Genomic DNA, 19,160 nt, shown 5'->3' with positions numbered 1-19,160 from the left:
TCCAAGAAACGATAAAGACCGCCTGAACAATGAGTATTTTCAAGAATTTGCCCTTCGAATGGCTGGTTGGCCTGCGTTACACGCGGGCCGGCAAGCGCAGTGGCCGTAACAGTTTTATCTCCTTCATCTCGCTCATTTCCATGGCCGGCATCGGCCTGGGCGTGGCGGCGCTGATCGTCGTGCTGTCCGTGATGAACGGTTTCCAGAAGGAAGTGACGGACCGCATGCTGTCCGTGCTGGCCCACGTGGAAGTGTTCGACAACAGCGGCAGCATGCCCGACTGGCGCGCCGAAGCGGCGCAGGCGTTCAAGAATCCCGCCGTGAAAGGCGCCGCGCCGTTTGTGGAAACGCAAGGCATGCTGCTGCGCGACGATGCGCTGCGCCCCGCCATCGTGCGCGGCGTGCTGCCCGAGGAAGAGCCGAACGTCTCCGACGTGGCCGGCCAGACGCGCATGGGCAGCTTCAAGGCCCTGCAGCCGGGCACCTTCAATATCGTGCTGGGCATCGAGCTGGCGCGCGCCTTGCGCGTCAACCTGGGCGAAAAAGTCACGCTGATGCTGGCGCAGGGCCAGGTCACGCCGGCCGGCGTGCTGCCGCGCATGCGCAGCTTTACCGTCAGCGGCATCTTCCAGGCGGGTCACAATGAATTCGACGCGGGTTTGGCCTTCATCAATATCGAAGACGGCCAGCGTTTGCTGCGCCTGGACGGCCCATCTGGCCTGCGTTTGCGCCTGGCCGACATGAACCAGGCGCCGCAAGTGGCGGCGGAGCTGAAAAAATCCATGCCGGGCGACCTGTGGCTGCGCGACTGGTCCAAGCTGAACGCCAACTGGTTCGCTGCCGTGCAGACGGAAAAGCGCATGATGTTCATCATCCTGACCCTGATCATCGCGGTGGCGGCCTTCAACCTGGTCTCGACCCTGGTGATGACGGTGACGGACAAGCAGGCCGATATCGCGATTTTGCGCACCCTGGGCGCATCGCCCCGTTCCATCATGAAGATCTTCATGATCCAGGGCGCGCTGGTGGGCATCCTGGGCACCATCCTGGGCGTGGGCGGCGGCGTGCTGGTCGCCATGAACATCGACGTCATCGTGCCCTTCATCGAGCACCTGCTGGGCGTGCAGTTCCTCTCCAAGGACATTTACTTCATCAGCACCGTGCCGTCCGACCTGCGCTGGCCCGACGTCACCAAGATCGGCGTGCTGGCCGTGATCCTCGCCTTCCTGGCGACCCTGTACCCAAGCTGGTGGGCCGCCCGCGTGAAACCTGCGGAAGCCCTGCGCTATGAATAAACCACTGACTATGACCATGACCGATCTGAACAAACCTGCCTCCAATGGCGCTTCCGCCGATTCCGCCGTCCTCAGCTGCCGCGGCCTGGGCAAGACTTTCACGCAGGGCAGCTACAAGGTGCAGGTCCTGGCCGGCATCGACATCGACGTCCACCGCGGAGAGCGGGTCGCCATCGTCGGCGCTTCCGGCTCCGGCAAATCGACCCTGCTGCACCTGCTGGGCGGGCTCGATACGCCCACCAGCGGCAAGGTGACCCTGCTGGGCAAGGATTTCGCCACCCTCAGCGAAAAGGCGCGCGGCGACTTGCGCAACGCCTCGCTGGGCTTCGTCTACCAGTTCCATCACTTGCTGCCCGAGTTTTCCGCGCTGGACAACGTCGCCATGCCGCTGATGATACGGCGCATGAAGCGCGCGCCCGCCACCGAGCTGGCGCAGCAGATCCTCACGCGCGTGAACCTGGCCAAGCGCGTCACGCACACGCCGGGCGAATTGTCGGGCGGCGAGCGCCAGCGCGTGGCCCTGGCCCGCGCCCTCGTCACGCAGCCGGCCTGCGTGCTGGCCGATGAACCGACGGGCAACCTCGATCACGCCACGGCCGAACAGATTTTCGACCTGATGCTGGAATTGTCGCGCACCCTGGGTACGGCCTTCGTCATCGTCACGCACGATATCGAGCTGGCCAAGCGCTGCGACCGCGTGCTGCGCCTGACGGACGAAGGGCTGCAGCCGTACCAATACTAGGAATTCGCCATGTGGATCGACACGCACTGCCACCTCGACGCGCATGAATTCGGCAGCGAATCGCTGCAGGTGGCGGCGCGCGCGCAGCAGCAGGGCGTGGGCATGATCGTCATTCCCGCTGTCGAACGGGCCAATTTCGGCATCGTGCGCGATCTGGCGGCAACGGCGCCCAACGCCTGCTATGCCCTTGGTATACACCCGATCTACGTGCCGCACGCCACGGACGACGATTTGATCGCCCTGCGCGAGGCCGTGCAAGCCGCCATGGCCGACCCGCGCTTTGTCGCCATCGGCGAAATCGGCCTCGATTTCTTCATCCCCATGCTGTGCGAACCGGCCATGAGAGTCAAACAGGAGCATTTCCTGCGCGAGCAGCTGAAGATTGCCCGCGACTTCGACTTGCCCGTGCTGACCCACGTGCGCCGCTCGCAGGATATCGTCCTCAAACATGCGCGCCAGATCCGCCCGAACGGCGGCATCGCCCATGCGTTCAACGGCAGCTTCCAGCAGGCGCAAGGTTATATCGACCTCGGTTTCAAGCTGGGGTTTGGCGGCGCCATGACGTTTACGCGCGCGCTGCAGATACGCCGCATGGCGGCCGACCTGCCTTTGGAAGCCATCGTGCTGGAGACGGACGCGCCCGACATTTCCCCCAGCTGGATCCACCCTGGCCGCAACAGCCCCGAAGAATTGCCGCGCATCGGCGCCGTGCTGGCCGAGCTGCGCGGCCTTGATATCGCGCAAGTGGCGCTTGCCACCAGCGCCAACGCGCGCGCCGTGATGCCCCGATTACCCCTGATGGAGTGAGACCATGAACAAGAAAATGCTTGCGGGCGCCCTGGCAGCCTGTATGTCCACCGTGTTGGCGCCAGCCCAGGCGGCGACCGGCGCCCAGTGCGACGGCATGCCGCGCCTCGACGTCACCACGCCGGCCGGTTTTTGCGTGGCCGTGCTGGCCGACGGCCTGAAATTCCCGCGCGGCGTGCTGCCGCTGACGAATGGCGACATCGTCGTCACGGACATGGCGGGATGGGCGCCGAAACAGGGTAAATTATGGCTGTTGCAGCCCAAGGCGGCCGGTGGCGGCTACGAGCGCAAGCTGCTGCTCGACAAGCTCGATCGCCCGAACGGCATCGTGCAGGGACCGGACGGCATGGTCTACGTGGGCGAGGTGGGGCGCATCTTCCGCTTCGACTTGCGCGATCCGGCCCGCGCCATCACCGACGTGATCGGCGGCACGGCCAAGACGCCGCGCCTGCCGGGCCTCGGTTTGCACCTGCTGACGAACATGCGTTTCAGCCCCAAGGGCGACCTGTATGTGAACGTGGGTTCCAGTACCGACCATTGCGAGAACGATGGCAAGGCGCCCGATCCGGCCAAGGCTTGCCCCTCGGCGGAAGGCCTTGACGCGCTGGGCGCCATCCGCGAATACACGATGGCGTGGCCGGCCGGCACGGTGACGAGCTGGCGCACGCATGCGCGCGGCTTGCGCAATTCGATGGCGCTGGCCTTCCATCCGGCCACGGGCGAGCTGTGGCAGGCGGAAAACTCGCGCGACGCCATCCAGGCCGCCATGCCGCAGCTGAAAAGCGACGAAAACCTGCCGCATGAAGAACTCAACTTGATCAAGGCCGACCGGCACTATGGCTGGCCGTACTGCTACGACGACAATGTGGCCAGTCCCGAGTATCCGAAGACGGCTTGCGACGCCCAGTATGCGGCGCCGCAGCGCCTGCTGCCCGGCCACGCCGCACCGATGGGCATGACCTTTTACACGGCCAGCCGCTACCCGGCACTGTACAAGAATAGCCTGATCATCGGCTACCACGGCTACCGCAGCAATGGCCACCGCATGGTGGCCCTGTTGCCCGACAAGGCTGGCGCGCCGCTGGGCAAGTCCGTCGAGTTGATCGGCAACTGGGAGCGCAAGGGCAAGCAGGGCAGGGGCGCGCCCGTCGACGTGAAGCAGGGGCAGGATGGCGATATCTATATGGCCGATGACCATAATGGGCTGGTGTTGAAACTGCATTACGAGGCGGGCAAACCGTAATGCATATCGCTTGACCTCGCTCAGTGCGGGGGCTGCCGCATCCTCCTACAATCGGCCTGAGGTTCCCTATCGTCCAGGGGCAACGGGAGGCCGGCGTGAAACCCGCATTCATCAATCTGCGTGAAAATTACTCGAGCGTGGCGGCCGTCGACCAGGCGGCCTTGTTCGGCGAAATCGGCTGGGAAGACTTGATCGGCAAGGACAGCTTTGCCAATACCTGCGCCATCCGCGTCAGCCTGGCCCTGATCAAGGCCGGCGTCCAGGTCAGGGGCCGCATGGCCATCCGCAAGGGGCCGTTCAAGGGCGCGCTGATCGAACCGGGTCAGGCCAAGCTGGCGCACATGCTGGCCAGCCCGTCGATGTTCGGCACGCCTGAAAAATTCGCCAGGAATGCCGCCATCGCCGGCATCGGCCAGCGCCAGGGCCTCGTCGCCTTCTTCCGCATCCCCGGCTACCTGGGCGGCGCGGGCGGGCATATCGATATCCTGCTGCCATCCATCGGCGTCAAGGAGTGCGGCACCGAATGCTACTGGGAGTGTGGCGAGGTCTGGTTCTGGCCACTCCGTTGACGCTTGCTTTCTACGCTTGTTTGAACTTCTTCGAGCGTCCGCGCGAAGCCGCATTGTGCGCGCGCAGGATGGAATCGACCCGCTCGGACGCATCGCGCGACAGGTTTTGCGCCACGGCGATATCGGGGAAGAATTCGGGCAGGCGGTAGCTGAGCCACGCATATGCGGAATAGTAGCGGCACGTGTCTTCCACCTGCTGCAGATTCTGCGTGCCGCCGCCATACGCGTGCTGGCGCAAGGTAGACGTCTTGCCCTGCGACAGATTCTTCGCCCAGTGTTCCCACGCCGTTTGCAGGGACGGCACCTTGCTCGATATCGGCACCAGCGACAGGGTGAACTTGTCGGCCACGGACAGGGGCAGGGTGTCGAGCCAGATGGCGCGCTCCTTCTGGTCTTCCGTGATGCGGGGGAAGAAAAAGCCATCCGGCACGTCGATATTGTGGATGAAGCGGCGCAGCAGTTTCGACAGCGACAGCTCGCCCGTCACCGACGAAATGCGGTGCAGGTGTTCCAGCGACGGCGCCACGGCAAAGCCGCTGGTGTTCAGCGGATGCAGCTTTTCCTTCAGCAGGGCGCGCATCACTTCATGCGTTTCGTTGTCGTAGCCGGCCACCAGTCCCTCTTCATGCACGCCGTAGCGGCCTGCGCGTCCGGCGATCTGGCGCGCCAGCGCGGCCGAAATCTCTTCCTCCTCGCGGCCATTGTATTTGACGCAGGTGGTCATGACGATGCGCGCGATCGGCATGTTCAGGCCCATCGCCAGCGCGTCCGTGCCGACGACGATATCGGCCGTGCCGTCGCGGAAGCGCTGCGCCTGCGCGCGCCGCACTTCCGGCGACAGGTTGCCGTACACAGTCGCCACCGACAACCCCGTTTCCGTGATCATGTCGCGCCACATCAGCACTTCGCGGCGCGAAAAGGCGATGACGGCGTCGCCGCGGCGCAGGTTGCGCACCTTGCGCACGGCCGTCGGCTCCATCGACAGGGGCGCCATGCGTTTCAAAACATGCACTTCCAGCGGGCAGTCCAGGCGCTCGGCCAGCGCTTCGATGGCGCGCCGCGCTTCGGGCGCCCCTACCAGGTAGACGGTGTGGGCGGGCGCGCCGCAGACGGCCGCCGTCCATGCGGCGCCCCGGTCCGGGTCGGCCAGCATCTGGATTTCATCGATGACGGCCACTTCGACGACGGTTTTCGTGTCCAGCATTTCCACCGTGCTGGCCACGTGCGTGGCGCCGTCGACGACCCTGCGTTCCTCGCCCGTGATCAGGCTCACGGCCAGCGGCTTGCCGTGCGGTGCTGCTTCCTGCAGGCGTTCATAGTTTTCCAGAGCCAGCAGGCGCAAGGGGGCCAGATAGATGCCGCTCTTTGCCTTGACCAGCGCTTCCATGGCGCGGTGCGTCTTGCCGGAATTCGTGGGCCCTAGCAGGGCGACAAAGCGGCGCGGCAGGCGGCGCGCCATCTCGAACGAGGCGGGATATTCGGCCAGGTTGATGCTCTGGCGCGTGCGCGCAGCATGCTGTTCTTCCTGCTGGCGCTCGATGGCGTGATTGAAACGCTGGCGGATGCGGTCGAACACCATGCCGGCCGGCTCCGACGTCTGCATGTCGGCCAGGGTGTGCAGGAAGACCATCGGGTCCGTGTCCACGTCCTCGCTCAAGCCCGCGATATCGGCGACGAAATCGATCACATGCTGGCGCAGCTCCTCGAAGACGGCCGCGCTGGCCCGTTCGCGCACCAGGGCCAGCTTGGTCTCGCGGTCCATCTTGCGCCACTTGGCCGGCCGCGCCAGCACGCCCTGGCTTGGTACCAGCGCATACGGCACCACCAGATGGCCCGCCTTGACGACGCCGGAAAAACGCACGAAGACGCGGCCTTCCATCTTGACGAGGCGGATATGCTCGGCCAGTTCCCCCAGTTCCGCGACCAGGGTGGCGTCGTTATTGTCTTCGCTGCTGTCGGAAATGTCGGTGGAAGTATCGGGAGGAAGTGCGGAGGAAGTCATGTCGTGCCTGGGTGTTGAAGTAAGCGAGGCCGATTATACCGTGCGCAGGGTAAAGATTTTGTCCGGCGCGCGGTGCGGCCGCTGCAGCAGCGCTGATCTTGAAAGCGGTGATACCTGGGCTGGATAAGCTTCCGGCAAGCGTGGAAAACAGCGCTTCCACGGTATCGCGAATCAGGTTGCCTGGATGCGAAATGGGCAGGCGATATCTGACGGTTTGCGCTTGCCGGTTTTTGCCTGTTGCGCTTATATCCGGCTGAAAAATTATCAAATATATTTTTATTAATAATGTTTAATTTTTTTAATTTAATTGTGGAATCTAAATTATCTTAACATTGATGGTGACAGAGAGTCTGTTTCTATCAGCGCATGGCGACGATATTTACCTGGTATGCAGATTGTTTTTTGCGGGGCAGGCTTGCACATATTCGCTTGCGTGCATCGGAAATAAATAAACGCCGCGTTGTTCCAATGGCGCCAGCGGCAGCCGGCGCGCCGATGACGGCCACCGAGACTGCAGATTTGAAATTCAACCTGGCGCACAGTGAGCGAACCGCGCCTGCAATGTTGATTGCATGAGCAATTGTGCAGCGGGGCGACATGAATTGAATTATCTTGACAATTAATAATGGTGAGCTGATCATGGCCTCAGATTTTTCGAGGAAATTTTGGCATGTTTTCAAAAACATCTGAAATCGACGGCGATATGCGGCATTATTCTCGCTGGCGGTCTTGCTATCGGCTGGGGCGTGCCGAATTTATATGAACGGCTGCAGCGTGCGTATGGCGAAAGGAATCACAGCGCGTATTTTGCCGGCACCGCCACCAAGGTTGTTGTGTATGGCACGCAGACCTGTCCTTATTGCGCGAAAGGGCGCGCCTATCTCCATGATTTCCACTTCGCGCTGACGCACAGCCAGCTAGCGATGAACCAGGACATACCTGTGTATGTGGCCCTGCGCCGGAGGATGGCGCGCGCAGGGATTCATCAGCCATCCGACTTGAGGAGAACATCATGAATAAAAAGCTCGCTGCGTTTCTTTTTGCGACCGGTCTCGGTTTAGCCGTGACTGCGACGCCAGCCTTTGCCAGCTGCTATAGCGCCTGCGCCGCCGAATGGCGGGCTTGCATTGCCAGCGGTACGTCTCAAGCCGAGTGCGGCGCCGAGCGGTCCGCCTGCCAGCAAGGCTGCAATTGACAGGAGAGCGCAGCCCGCTAGCGTAGCCTGTTGCCATCGACGCCAGCAAGCCATGGCGTCGATGGCAGTTCAGGCGGCACGCGCGCGCACCAGGCGCAGGCCCCAGCCGGTGGCGATCTTGCCATCGCCGTCTTGCAGCGGCGCCATGGCCTCCATGAGCGCGCTGCGCAGGCGCCGCCTGGCGCCGTCGTCCAGGCGGTCGATATCGTAGGTGTCCAGCAGGGCGGTCCACAATTCGCCCGGCGTTGGCGTCCATGGCACGTCGATATCGTCAAACGCGACGTCTGCGAAACCGGTATCGAGCAGTTCGCGCCAGCCCGCTTCCGATCCAGCGCGCCGGTCGCCGAAGCGCATGCTTGGCAGCGCGTCACTGGCGATCGGCTTGAACACGCGCATGAAAACGTCGTTGACTTCTCCCCGCAAGAATGTCCGGCCGACGATAGCCGCAAACTGGCCAGCGGGACGCAGCACGCGGCGCATTTCACGCACGACTTGTTCGATGTCGTCCATCAGCATCAGCGCCATGTGCGACACGAGATAATCGACGCTGCTTGATGGCAGGTCCAGCGCCTGGGCGCGTCCCAGCAGCAGCCGCACGGAAGCGGGCAGGGCTGCGCTCGCGGCGGCCAGTTCCGCTTCGCTCATGTCGGCGCCGAGCAATTGTAGCCGGGGCTGCCGCCTGGCTGCCAGCAAACCCAGCAGATGGCCATCGCCGCAGGCCAGGTCGAGCACGCTCAATGGCGTGTCCGCGCTTGGTATCAGGCTGGTCAGCACGTCGTAGGACGAGGCCCAGCCGCCGGTGCGGGAACTGGCCGGCAGATGGGCAAATGCGGCGCTGGTGACGCCCACTTGCCTTTGATGAAAGTCCTGCAAATAGGTTTCGGCCGCAGTCAGTGGTGTCATGCAAGGTTCGCAAAGTCATGGCGCCTTAACGCCGGATGGCCATCTTAGCATGCGGAAAGTGTCGCCAGCGGTGGCGCTGGATGGCGTGCAGGGCCGCGTTTATCCACGCCACCATTGCGCCAGATCAGAGGGCAAAAAGTGGGAAAGGGCACAGTAGCTGAATCCCTTTCGCGTCGAGTTCCCATGCGCACCCTGATACTCGGCTTTGCCGCTGGCGCCGCCTGGTTGCAGACGCAGGCAAGCTTGCCGCCGCATGCGGGCGTGCTGCTGTGGGGGATCGCGGGCGCCGGGTTGGCAGCGAGCGTGGCGCTGCGTCGTCATGCGCGCTGGGGCTCCGGCTGGCGCTGCTTTGTTGCGCTTGCCGCTGGCGTGGGACTGGGCTTTTATTGGGCGGCCTGGCTGGCTCAGGCCGCCATGGCGCCGCAGCTGGAGCTGGCCGATGAAGGGCAGGACATCATCGTCACGGGCACCGTTGCCAGCCTGCCGTACCGCTTCGAGCAGGGCGTGCGTTTTAACTTTGCCGTGGAAAAGGCGGTTGGCGCGAAGGTTCCTCCCTTGATCGCCTTGTCCTGGTATGCGGGTTTTCGCGATGAAGTGACGAACGAGGTGGGCGACGTGCAGCCGGGCGAGCGCTGGCGCCTCACCGTGCGGCTGCAGCGTCCGCATGGCAATGCGAATCCCATGGGCTTCGACTACGAGGCGTGGCTGCTGGAACAGGGCGTGCGCGCAACGGGCTATGTGCGGCCGCAGCCGCGCGCCGATACGCCGAACGTGCGCCTGGCTGCCTTCGTGCGCGGCTTCGGCAATGTGGTGGAAGCTAGTCGCGCGGCCTTGCGCGCACGCATACTGCGCAGCCTGGAAGATAGGCAGTATGCGGGCGTGATCGTGGCGCTGGTGGTGGGCGACCAGCGCGCCATCCCCCAGTCGGACTGGCAAGTATTCAACCGCACGGGCGTGAGCCACTTGATCTCTATCTCGGGTTTACACATCACGATGATCGCGGGACTGTTCGCCCTGGGGGCGGGCACGTTGTGGCGGCGCTCGTTTTTTACCGACTGGCAATTGCCCTTGCGGCTGCCGGCGCAAAAGGTGGCGGCGCTGGCCGGCGCGTTGGCAGCGTTCCTGTATGTGCTGTTGGCCGGCTTCGGCGTGCCCGGGCAGCGCACCTTGTATATGTTGCTGGTGGTGGCGCTGGCCCTGTGGCTGGGGCGCATTACCAGCATCGGCCATATCCTGTGCCTGGCGCTGGGCGTCGTGGTGCTGCTCGACCCGTGGGCCGTGCTATGGCCTGGTTTCTGGCTGTCGTTCGGCGCCGTCGCCACCATGCTGTATGCGACGGCAGGCCGCACCACGGTGCCCTTGCCGCAGCAGGCGGGACGCTGGCGCCGCCTGCGCGCGGCCGTGGCGCTCGGTGCGCACACGCAGTATGTGGTGACGGTGGGGCTGGTACCGTTGACGATGCTGCTGTTTTCGCAAGTCTCACTGGTTTCTCCCGTCGCCAATGCGCTGGCCATTCCCGTCATCAGCCTGGTCGTCACGCCCTTGTCTCTGGCTGGCAGCCTGCTGCCGGCGCCCCTGTCCGATGGACTGTTGCTGCTGGCGCACGCCATTGTGCAGATGCTGGCACAGGTGCTGGACTGGCTGGGCGCGCGCCGCTTTGCCGTGTGGACGGCGCCCGCGCCGCCAATGTGGAGTTTTTGCTGGGCATTGTTCGGCACGGCCTGGCTGCTGGCGCCACGCGGCTGGCCGCACCGCTGGGCGGGCATGCTGGGCTGGCTGCCCCTGCTGACGGCCTTGCCGTCCAGCCCGCCGCCGGGCCAGCTATGGGTGACTGCCTTTGACGTGGGGCAAGGCATGGCCGTGCTGGTGGAAACGCACGGCCACCGTCTGCTGTACGACACGGGCCCCGCCTACAGTCTCGATTCCGATGGCGCCAGCCGGGTCATCGTGCCTTACCTGCGCGCGCGCGGCATCGCCAGGCTCGACGGCGTGATCATTTCCCACAGCGACCTCGATCACGCGGGCGGCGCTGTATCCTTGCTGGAAAACGTGCAAGTCGGCTGGCTGGCCTCGTCCCTGTTCGACGGCCACCCGGCCATCGAGGCCCGTCGCCAAGCCCGGCTCCCGTACCTGCACTGTACGGCGGGCCAGAGCTGGACCTGGGAAGGGGTGCATTTCGCCATGTTGCACCCGCTGCCCTCCAGCCATACGGACATCAGCTTGACGCCGAATGCCCGCAGCTGCACCGTGAAAATCACGGCAGGCAAGCATGCCATCTTGCTGGCCGGCGACATCGAAGCGGCGCAGGAAGCGCAGTTGCTGGCGCGCTCGGCGGAGGGTGAACTGGCTGCAGACGTGCTGCTGGCGCCGCACCACGGCAGCGGCACGTCTTCCACGCCGGCGTTTTTGAGCGCCGTGCATCCGACCCTGGCCATTTTCCAGGTGGGGCACCGCAACCGCTATAAACATCCGAAGGCGCAGGTGTATGCGCGCTATGGCGACATGGGTATTACCCGCTTGCGCACGGATGTGGAGGGGGCGGTGGTGCTGGCGTTTGGCGGCAATATCGAGGTGACGCGGTACCGGGCCAGCCGGCGGCGCTACTGGCATGGCCGATAAAGTAATACACCTCATCGGATACGGGACAGGAGGCCGATCATGTGCGATGAATGCAATCGTTTCGAGCGTTTGCTGACGAAAGTCGACGACCTTTACCGGCGCTTGCGTTCGATTCAGTCGAATCAATGGTTATGTCATGTGGAGATGATTTCACCAGCGTTGGCGCAGGCGATACAGCATACGGGTATTGGTATTGCGAGTGGCTTGTTTACTGGTTTGGTCTTATTTGGATTGCAATTCACGAGCGATCAGCTTGTCAGTGACATGGCCAAATCGTTACAAGGGGAATTTATTGCGCATTACATGGCTATTCCCTCGCCGCTGTCCAGTCTTGTCCTATTCCTGGTGTCATGCACCATGTTGTTGGCTGCAGAGTGGGGGCATTTTTTAAGGCAGAAAGTACTAGTACCTGTCATACATGGCATCTCGCATACAGTGTCAATGACTACCGGGATGTTATTGTCGCTCGTCTTTTCGGAAGTGCTGACCAAGAGTCTTCTATCGAATGTTAGGCAATGGTTGGGCAGCCTCCTTGTTATTTTGATAGTGTGGCTACTTGCAGTGACGATGAACGCAGTTATTTATTTGTGTCGCTACGGCGTGGTGGGGCTATGGCGAAATAAGCGTTGCGCTGGCGAAGACTGTCCTGTTTTGCAAAAAAAGTATGAGGTCCTGCACTTTATTTTTCCGCTGGTGGGCATTTTTCTAATATTGTATTTGTGGGGAGATGTCAGGCGGAGTGCCTTACAGGTGGCGGATGCTGCCAGGGCCAATAAGACGGCGAGTTGTGCAGTTGTGCATTGACGTTCAGCGCGGCGACCGTGCAGGCGTCTGTGGTGCAGGCCTTGCTGGCGCTGCTGTACGCTGCCATGCGCGAGGTGGCCGTCTTTGCCTTCGACGGCGCGCAGTTCGCCGTGTATGGCGATGCCATCGTGGCGCAATAGACCCTAACTTTCTCTTTCATCCGGTATCTCCATCCCCCTTTTGCGCACATATTCCAGAAACAACCGCGCCCCCTTGGCCATGCGCGAGGTGCCGTAGACGGCATGGATGCTGGGGTCCAGCTCCTTCGATGACGTCAGCCGGTACGCCGTGCAGACCCTGCGCAGGGTGCCGTTGGCCACGGCCGGTTCCGCCAGCCAGCTGGCCAGGCGCACGATGCCGGCGCCTTCCAGGGCGGCCTGGAAGGTGGCGATGCCGGAAGTGAAGCGGAAACGGGGCTGCACCTGGTAGCGCACGTTGCGTTCGCCGGAAACGAAATGCCAGTCGCGCAGGATGCGGGGGGCCGAGTGCATGATGATGTCGTGGCCGGCCAGCTCTTCCGGTTCCCCGGGCGCACCCATGCGTTGTATATAGTCGGGCGAGGCGTACATGTAGCGGCGGTAATTCCACAGGGGGTAGCCGATCAGCTCGCTGGACTGGGGAAAGGCGCCGCGGATGGCGAAATCCAGCTTTTCCTGGATGGGATCGATGGATTTATCGGAGAAATGGATGTCCACCGACACGTTCGGGTAATCGCGCGAAAATTGCGCCACCACTTTCGGCAGAAAGCCCAGCGAGAGGATTTCCGGCGCCGACAGGCGTACCCAGCCTTGCGGGGAATTGCTCAATTCCGCCAATTGATCTTCCGCCTCGGCCTGCGTTTCCAGCAAGTGCTTGGCCGACGCGTAATACGTTTCGCCGGCCGTCGTCAGGGTGAACTGCTTTTGCGTGCGCAGGATCAGCTCGGCGCCGATGGCATCTTCGAGGAACTGGATGGCGCGCGTGACGGCCGACGGCGAGCGCCCCAGCATGCGCGCCGCGTGGATGAAGCTGCGCTTTTCGACCACGGTGCAAAAGGCGCGGATCTCCCACATCAGTTTCATCGACATCGCGTGACTCCCGGCAAAAGAGGCCAGTAGACCGTATGGGGCGCATTCCGTCAAGCGTTACGCCTGATTGCGTTTTCCGCAATATGAAGTTGCATCCGGAAAAATCCACGGCGCCTATACTGCCGCTGTCGCCCATTCCTCATTGCCTATCATGCTGACCATCTCGCTGCTGTGTTTATTTGCCTTCTTTGCCGGCCTGATCGATGCCGCCGTGGGCGGGGGCGGGCTGATACAGCTGCCGGCCCTGTTCAACCTGATGCCGAACATGGCCTCGACCTCCTTGCTGGGCACGAACAAACTGGCGTCCGCCTGCGGCACCACGTTTGCCGCCCGCTCGTTTGTCGGCAAGGTACACATCCCGTGGCTGCTGGTGCTGCCGGCCGTGGCCAGCGCCTTTGTCATGTCCTTTATCGGCGCGGCGGCCGTGTCGTATGTGCCGCAGCAGGTGGTGCGCCCCATGGTGCTCGTGTTGATCATCATCATGGCCATCTACACCTTCATCAAGAAGGATTTCGGCACGACGCGCGAGGCGCGCCCCATCGGTGGACGCGAACGCATCCTCGCCATCGTCATCGGCGGCGCCATCGGCTTCTATGACGGCCTGTTCGGGCCGGGCACGGGCAGTTTCCTGATTTTCCTGTTCATCCGCGTTTTCGGCTTCGATTTCATCCTCGCTTCGGCCTGCTCGAAACTGGTGAATATCGCCACCAACGTGGCCGCGCTGGCCTTCTTCATTCCCGCCGGTCACGTGGTGTATGCCGTGGCTGCGCCGATGGCCGTGTGCAATATCCTGGGCGCCCTGACGGGCACCTGGATCGCCGTGCGCCGTGGCGCCGCCTTCGTGCGCATTCTGTTCCTCGTGCTGTTGGTGTTGCTGATCGTCAAGTTGTCCTACGACATTTTCTTCAAGTAAGTTTCTGAACGACAACAAGCCATGAAAACCATCCAGGGCGTGCTGTGGGACAACGATGGCGTGCTGGTCAATACCGAGCAGCTGTTTTATGAAAGCAACCGCGACTTGCTCTTGCCCTACGGCATAGACCTGACGCCGAAGCAATTCTTTGACTGGTTCCTGGACAATAACTACGGCGCCTGGCATGTGCTGCTGGGGCAGGGCCATGGGATCGAGCTGGTCGAGCGCTTGCGGGCCGAGCGCACCGCGCTGTTCGCGCAGCGCCTGCGCCAGGCGCGCCAACTGGCCATGCCCGGCATCGGGCAAGTGCTGGCGGCGCTGCGCCCGCACGTGGCCATGGGCGTGGTCACCAGTGCCTACGAGCAGCATTTCCGGATCAGCCATGCGGCCACGGGCTTGTTGCGCCACTTCGATTTCGTGCTGACGCGTGAAATGTATGGCGAAAGCAAGCCGGCGCCCGACGGCTACCAGCTGGGCTTGCAGCGCCTGGGCCTGGCCGCCGCCGACTGCGTGGCCGTGGAAGACTCGCCGCGCGGCTTGCGCGCCGCCAACGCGGCCGGGCTGGAATGCATCGTCGTGCGCAATCCCATGAATCGTCATTACGCGTTCGACGACGCTTTTTGCGTCGTGGATTCAAACGCCGAGCTGGGCGAAGTGCTGGCGGCGTTCGTGCCCGGCATGGCCCATACGCCCCGGCAATTAGAGTCCTTCCTCTGATACGTCTTGCCGGCATGCCATTACAATTGTTTATCGCATTCACCGGCACCGACCCACGATGACCCTCCCGCAACTGCACTTTGCCCATGCCAATAGTTATCCAGCCGGCACTTACCGCAAGCTGTTCGGCTTGCTGGGACAGCATTACACCGTGCAGGCGCTCGACATGCATGCGCACGATCCAGAATACCCCGTCAGCACGGGCTGGCCCGAGCTGGTGCGCGAGTATATCGACGACCTGGAGCGCCGCTACAGCGCGCCCGTGATCCTCGTCGGCCATTCGCTGGGCGGCATGCTCAGCGTTATGGTGGCCAAGCAGCGTCCCGACCTGGTGCGCTGCGTGGTCTTGCTCGATTCGCCCGTGGTGGCGGGCTGGCGCGCTTTGCTGGTGCGGCTGGCGCGCAACACGGCGCTGGGCGAGCGTTACTCTCCCGCCCGTTTTTCCGCCCGACGGCGCAAGCTGTGGCCCGATGCGCAAGCTGCGTATGCGCATTTTGCCGCCAAGGACATGTTCGCCATCTGGGCGCCGCAAGTCTTGCGCGATTACATCGACAGCGGCCTGGCGCCACATCCGGACGGGGTGCAGTTGCGCTTTACGCGCGAAGTGGAAACGCAGGTCTACCGCAGCTTGCCGCACCATATCGGCGGCCTCGTCAAGGATGGTTTTCCCGTGCCCATCGGTTTTATCGGTGGCACGGAATCGGTGGAATGCCGCCAGGCGGGCTTGACGGCCACGCGCAAGCTGGTCGGCAAATTTTTCCGCCAGGTGCCGGGCGGGCATCTGTTTCCCATGGAAAACCCGGAACTGACGGCGCAAGTGGTGCGCGAGATGATCACCTCGCTGTTGGCGAAACACTAGCCGACTGGCAAGGATTTTCAGCGGGCAAGGGCCAAAAGTGGCGGTTTTTCGCGTAAAATCCTGCCATCCGGGCCGCGCCTGCAGCAGGCGTGCGGCCCCAGCCATTCCGATATTCTAGAAAGATACCCCTGCGATGACGATTAAAAGCGATAAATGGATACGCCGCATGGCGGAAACAACGGGCATGATCGAGCCGTTCGAACCGGGCCAGGTCAAGGAACGCGACGGCAACCGCATCGTTTCCTACGGCACCTCCAGCTATGGCTATGACATCCGTTGCGCCGACGAGTTCAAGTTGTTCACCAACATCAACACCACCATCGTCGATCCGAAGGATTTCGACGCGAACAATTTCGTCGACGTGTCCGGCAAGGGTTATTGCATCATCCCGCCGAATTCGTTCGCGCTGGCCCGTACCGTCGAGTATTTCCGCATTCCCCGCAACGTGCTGACGATTTGCCTGGGCAAGAGCACGTATGCGCGCTGCGGCATCATCGTCAACGTCACCCCGTTCGAACCGGAATGGGAAGGCTATGTGACCCTGGAGTTTTCCAACACGACACCGCTGCCGGCGAAAATCTACGCCAACGAAGGCGTGGCGCAAGTGCTGTTCTTCGAGTCCGATGAAGTGTGCGAAACGTCGTACAAGGACCGCGGCGGCAAATATCAGGGCCAGGTCGGCGTAACGTTACCCAAGACCTGATTGCGGTGAAGGGAGGGGCGCCAGCCGTCTTTCCCTGTCTTTACCTGCCTTTACACCTGCGGCACTACATCCGCGCCCATGCTTGCCGTTAACCTTGGTATCGAAACACTGAGGAGGCATCATGGTAGCGGCAATCGGTTCAGGCGGCGCGGTCAGCGCGGCGGGGAGCGCCAGTTCGGGCAGCAGTTCGCAGATCGCGGCGCTGCAAAAGCAGATCACGGCGGCGCAAAAGCAGTTGACGGAGTCGCAGAAGGGCGAGCAGACGGAGGCGTCGCAAAAGCTGCAGCAGCAGCTGGCGCAGCAAATCCAGGCCTTGCAGGCGCAAATTGCCCAGTTGCAAGCTGCCGCCGCGCAGAAGGCGGCGCAGCAAGATGCTCAGCCGGCCAGCAGCGCCGATACGGCGACGAGCCCGGCCAAATCGACTTCGTCCACCCTGGGCAGCATCATCGATACGCAGGCGTAACAGCAACTCCGCGCGTAAAAGACGCCAGGCTCGCCGACAGGTCAGCCTGGCGTTTTGACGGGCAACAACATTTCCACGCACAGTCCGCCACCGCTGCGCAAGCTGGCCCCGATGCGGCCGCCATGGGCGTTGATGACGTGCTGGGCGATGGCCAGGCCCAGGCCATGACCGTCCGTGCTGTGCTGGGTATTGCTGGCGCGGAAGAATGGTTCAAAAATGCGGGCCAGGTCGGCGCTGGCCACGCCGGGTCCCCGGTCCAGCACGGCGATGCGCAAGCAATCATGCTGGCGCGACAGCTCGACATCGACCGTGCCGCCGTCGGGGCTGTGCTTGACAGCATTGCGCACCACGTTTTCCACGGCGCGCGCCAGCAGTTCGGGCTGACCCGTGACGCTGGCGTCGGCCATGGCCGCGTCGACCGCCAGGTCGATGCCCATCAGGCGCGCCCTGGCTTCATAGCGGGCGTCGTCCACGATGTCGTGCACGAGGTCGGCGATGCCGACGTCTTCGCTGTGCGCGTGCCCCGCGCCCGCTTGCACGGCGCCCGCTTCCAGCCGCGACAGGGTCAGCAGTTCACCGATCAGCTTATCCATGCGCTCGCTTTCGCGTTCGATGCGCTGCATCGAGGCGGCCATCTTTTCCGGCTGCTGGTGCGCCAGGCCGATGGCGGCCTGCAAGCGCGCCAGCGGCGAGCGCAGCTCATGCGAGACATCATGCAGCAAGCGCCTCTGGCTGTCCATGAGGCTGCGCAAACGGCCCGTCATGCGGTCGAAATCGCGTCCCAGGTCCGTCAATTCATCGCCGCGCTTGCCGCTGGCGTGAAAGCGCGGCGCCAGGTTGCCGTGCGAGGCGGCCTCGAATGCCTGCCGCAGGTCGCGGATGGGGCGCGCAAAATACCAGGCCAGCAAAAAAGCGAACAGCAGGCTGGCGGCGATGGCGGCGGCCAGGGGAATGAAGGTGCGGTAGGGGCTGTCCATGCGCGGGCCGGGCGGCATGCCGCGGCCGAATTCGCCGCGTGGCGGCGGGGCGCCCGCTTCGCTGGGCCGTGGACCTGGTCCCATGGCGCGCGGGCCGCTCAGGGTGACGGCGTTGAGCGTGTCGCGCGCGGCGCCCGCCTCGGCATTGCGGAAGCGTTCGGACGAGGGCAGGAACAGCAGGTAGCGCTTGCCGTCGCTGCCGGCCACGTCGCGCACGACGGGATGGGCCTGGCTTTGTTGCAGCATGGCGCGTGCCTTGGCCAGCATGGCGGGATGCACCGTGCGGCCCATCAATTCTTGCCCTTTGGCATCGACGGCAAACACGCGCATGCGTTCGAGCTTGCCCAGGAATTGCCGCAAGGCCTGGCTGCCGCCTGCTTCCACGGTGGCGCTGGCGGCCTCGATGATCATTTGCGCGGGCGGGCTGGTGTCGATGTCGAGGGCCCGTTCCTGCTGCGCGGCCCGGTTTTTCAGCCAGAAGGTGCCGCCGATTCCGATGGTGGCCGTCACTTGCGCCAGCATGATGCACAGAAAAAACTTCCAGAACAGACGGCCCACGCTTACTCCTTGATCAGCTGGTAGCCGAGACGGTACACGGTTTGCAGGCAGGAACGGCCATCGGCCAGGCTGCCCAGCTTGCGGCGCAGGCTGCTCAAGTGCACGTCGATATTGCGGTCGAAGCGGGCCATGGGCCGGCCCAGGCCCAGTTCGGACAGCTGATTCTTGCTCACGGGCTTGCCTGCATGGCGCACCAGCACTTCCAGCAGGTTGAATTCCGTGCTCGTCAGCTCCAGGTGCGCGCCGGCCCAGGCAACGCGGCGCTGTTCCGGCCACATCGTCAACTGGCCCACGGTCAGCGGCGCCAGGCCCGACGTGTCCTGCGGCGCCGCTTGCGCACGGCGCAGGATGGCGCGGATGCGCGCCGTCAGCTCGCGCGGCGTGCACGGTTTTGTCACGTAATCGTCGGCGCCCAGCTCCAGGCCCACGATGCGGTCCGTATCGTCGCCGCGCGCCGTCAGCATCAGGATGGGCAGGTTGCTGCCGGCGCGGATGCGGCGCAGGGTTTCCAGGCCATTCATGCGCGGCATCATGACGTCGAGGATGGCGATGGCGTACAGGCCCGTCAGCGCCTCGGCCGCGCCGCTTTCGCCGTCATGCACGGCGCGGGCGTCAAAACCTTCCTGCGTCAGGTATTCCTGGAACATGCCGACCAGTTCCACGTCGTCATCGATTAACAAAACCTTGCTCATGCCTGTGCTTTTTTCGGGTGAATATCGCCCGA

21 protein-coding genes are annotated in these 19,160 nt (G+C 63.3%); 15 read left to right on the top strand and 6 right to left on the bottom strand.

Going from position 1 to position 19,160, the window contains the following annotated elements:
• The first annotated feature begins 29 nt into the window (after positions 1-29).
• The 5 genes from O3301_RS05020 (at position 30) to O3301_RS05000 (ending at position 4,656) form a co-directional block, all read left to right on the top strand.
• Complete coding sequence (locus tag O3301_RS05020) at positions 30-1,295, top strand: lipoprotein-releasing ABC transporter permease subunit (RefSeq protein WP_071076820.1); 1,266 nt, start codon at positions 30-32, stop codon at positions 1,293-1,295.
• A 16-nt stretch (positions 1,296-1,311) separates the two neighbouring features.
• The gene (gene lolD / locus O3301_RS05015; protein ID WP_035819561.1) at positions 1,312-2,037 is read left to right on the top strand and encodes a lipoprotein-releasing ABC transporter ATP-binding protein LolD; all 726 of its coding nucleotides are present in this window, start codon (positions 1,312-1,314) and stop codon (positions 2,035-2,037) included.
• Positions 2,038-2,046: 9 nt separating this feature from the next.
• On the top strand, positions 2,047-2,844 hold the full coding sequence (locus O3301_RS05010) for a TatD family hydrolase (RefSeq protein ID WP_305055737.1): 798 nt from the start codon (positions 2,047-2,049) through the stop codon (positions 2,842-2,844).
• A 4-nt stretch (positions 2,845-2,848) separates the two neighbouring features.
• The gene (locus O3301_RS05005) at positions 2,849-4,087 is read left to right on the top strand and encodes a sorbosone dehydrogenase family protein (RefSeq protein ID WP_305055736.1); all 1,239 of its coding nucleotides are present in this window, start codon (positions 2,849-2,851) and stop codon (positions 4,085-4,087) included.
• Positions 4,088-4,182: 95 nt separating this feature from the next.
• Positions 4,183-4,656 (top strand): T6SS effector amidase Tae4 family protein, encoded by a 474-nt coding sequence (locus O3301_RS05000; protein WP_305055735.1) that lies wholly within the window; start codon positions 4,183-4,185, stop codon positions 4,654-4,656.
• A 10-nt stretch (positions 4,657-4,666) separates the two neighbouring features.
• Here the strand turns inward: O3301_RS05000 and O3301_RS04995 are convergent, their stop codons facing one another.
• Both O3301_RS04995 and O3301_RS04990 read right to left on the bottom strand, forming a co-directional pair.
• A complete protein-coding gene (locus tag O3301_RS04995) occupies positions 4,667-6,658 on the bottom strand; it encodes a helicase-related protein (RefSeq protein ID WP_289910407.1) in 1,992 nt (663 codons plus the stop codon).
• A 359-nt stretch (positions 6,659-7,017) separates the two neighbouring features.
• Entirely contained in the window at positions 7,018-7,299 is a 282-nt protein-coding gene (locus tag O3301_RS04990; RefSeq protein WP_305055734.1) for a hypothetical protein, read from the bottom strand.
• 24 nt (positions 7,300-7,323) lie between these two features.
• Here O3301_RS04990 and O3301_RS04985 point away from each other — a divergent pair, with 24 nt between their 5' ends.
• Positions 7,324-7,674, top strand: coding sequence for a glutaredoxin domain-containing protein (locus tag O3301_RS04985; RefSeq protein ID WP_305055733.1), 351 nt, complete (start codon positions 7,324-7,326; stop codon positions 7,672-7,674).
• On the top strand, positions 7,671-7,853 hold the full coding sequence (locus tag O3301_RS04980) for a hypothetical protein (RefSeq protein WP_143451532.1): 183 nt from the start codon (positions 7,671-7,673) through the stop codon (positions 7,851-7,853). The genes O3301_RS04985 and O3301_RS04980 overlap by 4 nt, the downstream gene beginning before the upstream one ends.
• 69 nt (positions 7,854-7,922) lie before the next feature.
• Here O3301_RS04980 and O3301_RS04975 read toward each other — a convergent pair whose 3' ends face one another.
• The gene (locus O3301_RS04975) at positions 7,923-8,756 is read right to left on the bottom strand and encodes a class I SAM-dependent methyltransferase (RefSeq protein WP_305055732.1); all 834 of its coding nucleotides are present in this window, start codon (positions 8,754-8,756) and stop codon (positions 7,923-7,925) included.
• Between the two features lie 183 nt (positions 8,757-8,939).
• Between O3301_RS04975 and O3301_RS04970 the strand changes: the two genes are divergently transcribed.
• From O3301_RS04970 to O3301_RS04960, 3 genes are read left to right on the top strand one after another with little or no spacing between them, the layout of a single operon-like run.
• On the top strand, positions 8,940-11,375 hold the full coding sequence (locus tag O3301_RS04970) for a DNA internalization-related competence protein ComEC/Rec2 (RefSeq protein ID WP_305055731.1): 2,436 nt from the start codon (positions 8,940-8,942) through the stop codon (positions 11,373-11,375).
• Between the two features lie 39 nt (positions 11,376-11,414).
• Positions 11,415-12,179, top strand: coding sequence for a hypothetical protein (locus O3301_RS04965; RefSeq protein WP_305055730.1), 765 nt, complete (start codon positions 11,415-11,417; stop codon positions 12,177-12,179).
• Entirely contained in the window at positions 12,176-12,319 is a 144-nt protein-coding gene (locus tag O3301_RS04960; protein ID WP_305055729.1) for a hypothetical protein, read from the top strand. Before O3301_RS04965 ends, O3301_RS04960 begins: the two co-directional genes overlap by 4 nt.
• A gap of 3 nt (positions 12,320-12,322) precedes the next feature.
• Here the strand turns inward: O3301_RS04960 and O3301_RS04955 are convergent, their stop codons facing one another.
• Positions 12,323-13,246, bottom strand: coding sequence for a LysR family transcriptional regulator (locus O3301_RS04955; protein WP_289904746.1), 924 nt, complete (start codon positions 13,244-13,246; stop codon positions 12,323-12,325).
• Between the two features lie 151 nt (positions 13,247-13,397).
• Here O3301_RS04955 and O3301_RS04950 point away from each other — a divergent pair, with 151 nt between their 5' ends.
• The 5 genes from O3301_RS04950 to O3301_RS04930 all read left to right on the top strand — a co-directional run bounded on the left by O3301_RS04950 (position 13,398) and on the right by O3301_RS04930 (position 16,901).
• The gene (locus tag O3301_RS04950) at positions 13,398-14,159 is read left to right on the top strand and encodes a TSUP family transporter (RefSeq protein ID WP_152252001.1); all 762 of its coding nucleotides are present in this window, start codon (positions 13,398-13,400) and stop codon (positions 14,157-14,159) included.
• Between the two features lie 21 nt (positions 14,160-14,180).
• Positions 14,181-14,876: an HAD family phosphatase gene (locus tag O3301_RS04945; RefSeq protein WP_305055728.1), complete on the top strand. Its 696-nt coding sequence runs from the start codon at positions 14,181-14,183 to the stop codon at positions 14,874-14,876.
• A gap of 58 nt (positions 14,877-14,934) precedes the next feature.
• Complete coding sequence (locus O3301_RS04940) at positions 14,935-15,735, top strand: alpha/beta fold hydrolase (RefSeq protein ID WP_305055727.1); 801 nt, start codon at positions 14,935-14,937, stop codon at positions 15,733-15,735.
• A 133-nt stretch (positions 15,736-15,868) separates the two neighbouring features.
• Positions 15,869-16,438, top strand: coding sequence for a dCTP deaminase (gene dcd / locus O3301_RS04935; RefSeq protein ID WP_034755486.1), 570 nt, complete (start codon positions 15,869-15,871; stop codon positions 16,436-16,438).
• 121 nt (positions 16,439-16,559) lie between these two features.
• Positions 16,560-16,901 (top strand): FlxA-like family protein, encoded by a 342-nt coding sequence (locus O3301_RS04930; RefSeq protein ID WP_305052257.1) that lies wholly within the window; start codon positions 16,560-16,562, stop codon positions 16,899-16,901.
• A 41-nt stretch (positions 16,902-16,942) separates the two neighbouring features.
• Here the strand turns inward: O3301_RS04930 and O3301_RS04925 are convergent, their stop codons facing one another.
• Complete coding sequence (locus O3301_RS04925) at positions 16,943-18,436, bottom strand: ATP-binding protein (RefSeq protein ID WP_305055726.1); 1,494 nt, start codon at positions 18,434-18,436, stop codon at positions 16,943-16,945.
• Between the two features lie 2 nt (positions 18,437-18,438).
• Positions 18,439-19,128, bottom strand: coding sequence for a response regulator transcription factor (locus O3301_RS04920; protein ID WP_251348393.1), 690 nt, complete (start codon positions 19,126-19,128; stop codon positions 18,439-18,441).
• Between the last annotated feature and the right edge of the window lie 32 nt (positions 19,129-19,160).

The sequence above is a fragment of the Janthinobacterium sp. SUN211 genome (assembly GCF_030587315.1).
GTDB classification, from domain to species: Bacteria; Pseudomonadota; Gammaproteobacteria; order Burkholderiales; family Burkholderiaceae_D; genus Janthinobacterium; species Janthinobacterium kumbetense.
This window is presented reverse-complemented; position numbering and strand designations above follow the sequence as displayed.

Excerpts from the sequence above, each read along its gene's own strand:
- O3301_RS05020 (WP_071076820.1), top strand. The coding sequence starts at position 30 with ATGAGTATTTTCAAGAATTTGCCCTTCGAATGGCTGGTTGGCCTGCGT.
- lolD (WP_035819561.1), top strand. The coding sequence starts at position 1,312 with ATGACCGATCTGAACAAACCTGCCTCCAATGGCGCTTCCGCCGATTCC.
- O3301_RS05010 (WP_305055737.1), top strand. The coding sequence starts at position 2,047 with ATGTGGATCGACACGCACTGCCACCTCGACGCGCATGAATTCGGCAGC.
- O3301_RS05005 (WP_305055736.1), top strand. The coding sequence starts at position 2,849 with ATGAACAAGAAAATGCTTGCGGGCGCCCTGGCAGCCTGTATGTCCACC.
- O3301_RS04995 (WP_289910407.1), bottom strand. The coding sequence starts at position 6,658 with ATGACTTCCTCCGCACTTCCTCCCGATACTTCCACCGACATTTCCGAC.
- O3301_RS04990 (WP_305055734.1), bottom strand. The coding sequence starts at position 7,299 with ATGATCAGCTCACCATTATTAATTGTCAAGATAATTCAATTCATGTCG.
- O3301_RS04980 (WP_143451532.1), top strand. The coding sequence starts at position 7,671 with ATGAATAAAAAGCTCGCTGCGTTTCTTTTTGCGACCGGTCTCGGTTTA.
- O3301_RS04975 (WP_305055732.1), bottom strand. The coding sequence starts at position 8,756 with ATGACACCACTGACTGCGGCCGAAACCTATTTGCAGGACTTTCATCAA.
- O3301_RS04970 (WP_305055731.1), top strand. The coding sequence starts at position 8,940 with ATGCGCACCCTGATACTCGGCTTTGCCGCTGGCGCCGCCTGGTTGCAG.
- O3301_RS04965 (WP_305055730.1), top strand. The coding sequence starts at position 11,415 with ATGTGCGATGAATGCAATCGTTTCGAGCGTTTGCTGACGAAAGTCGAC.
- O3301_RS04955 (WP_289904746.1), bottom strand. The coding sequence starts at position 13,246 with ATGTCGATGAAACTGATGTGGGAGATCCGCGCCTTTTGCACCGTGGTC.
- O3301_RS04950 (WP_152252001.1), top strand. The coding sequence starts at position 13,398 with ATGCTGACCATCTCGCTGCTGTGTTTATTTGCCTTCTTTGCCGGCCTG.
- O3301_RS04945 (WP_305055728.1), top strand. The coding sequence starts at position 14,181 with ATGAAAACCATCCAGGGCGTGCTGTGGGACAACGATGGCGTGCTGGTC.
- O3301_RS04940 (WP_305055727.1), top strand. The coding sequence starts at position 14,935 with ATGACCCTCCCGCAACTGCACTTTGCCCATGCCAATAGTTATCCAGCC.
- dcd (WP_034755486.1), top strand. The coding sequence starts at position 15,869 with ATGACGATTAAAAGCGATAAATGGATACGCCGCATGGCGGAAACAACG.
- O3301_RS04930 (WP_305052257.1), top strand. The coding sequence starts at position 16,560 with ATGGTAGCGGCAATCGGTTCAGGCGGCGCGGTCAGCGCGGCGGGGAGC.
- O3301_RS04920 (WP_251348393.1), bottom strand. The coding sequence starts at position 19,128 with ATGAGCAAGGTTTTGTTAATCGATGACGACGTGGAACTGGTCGGCATG.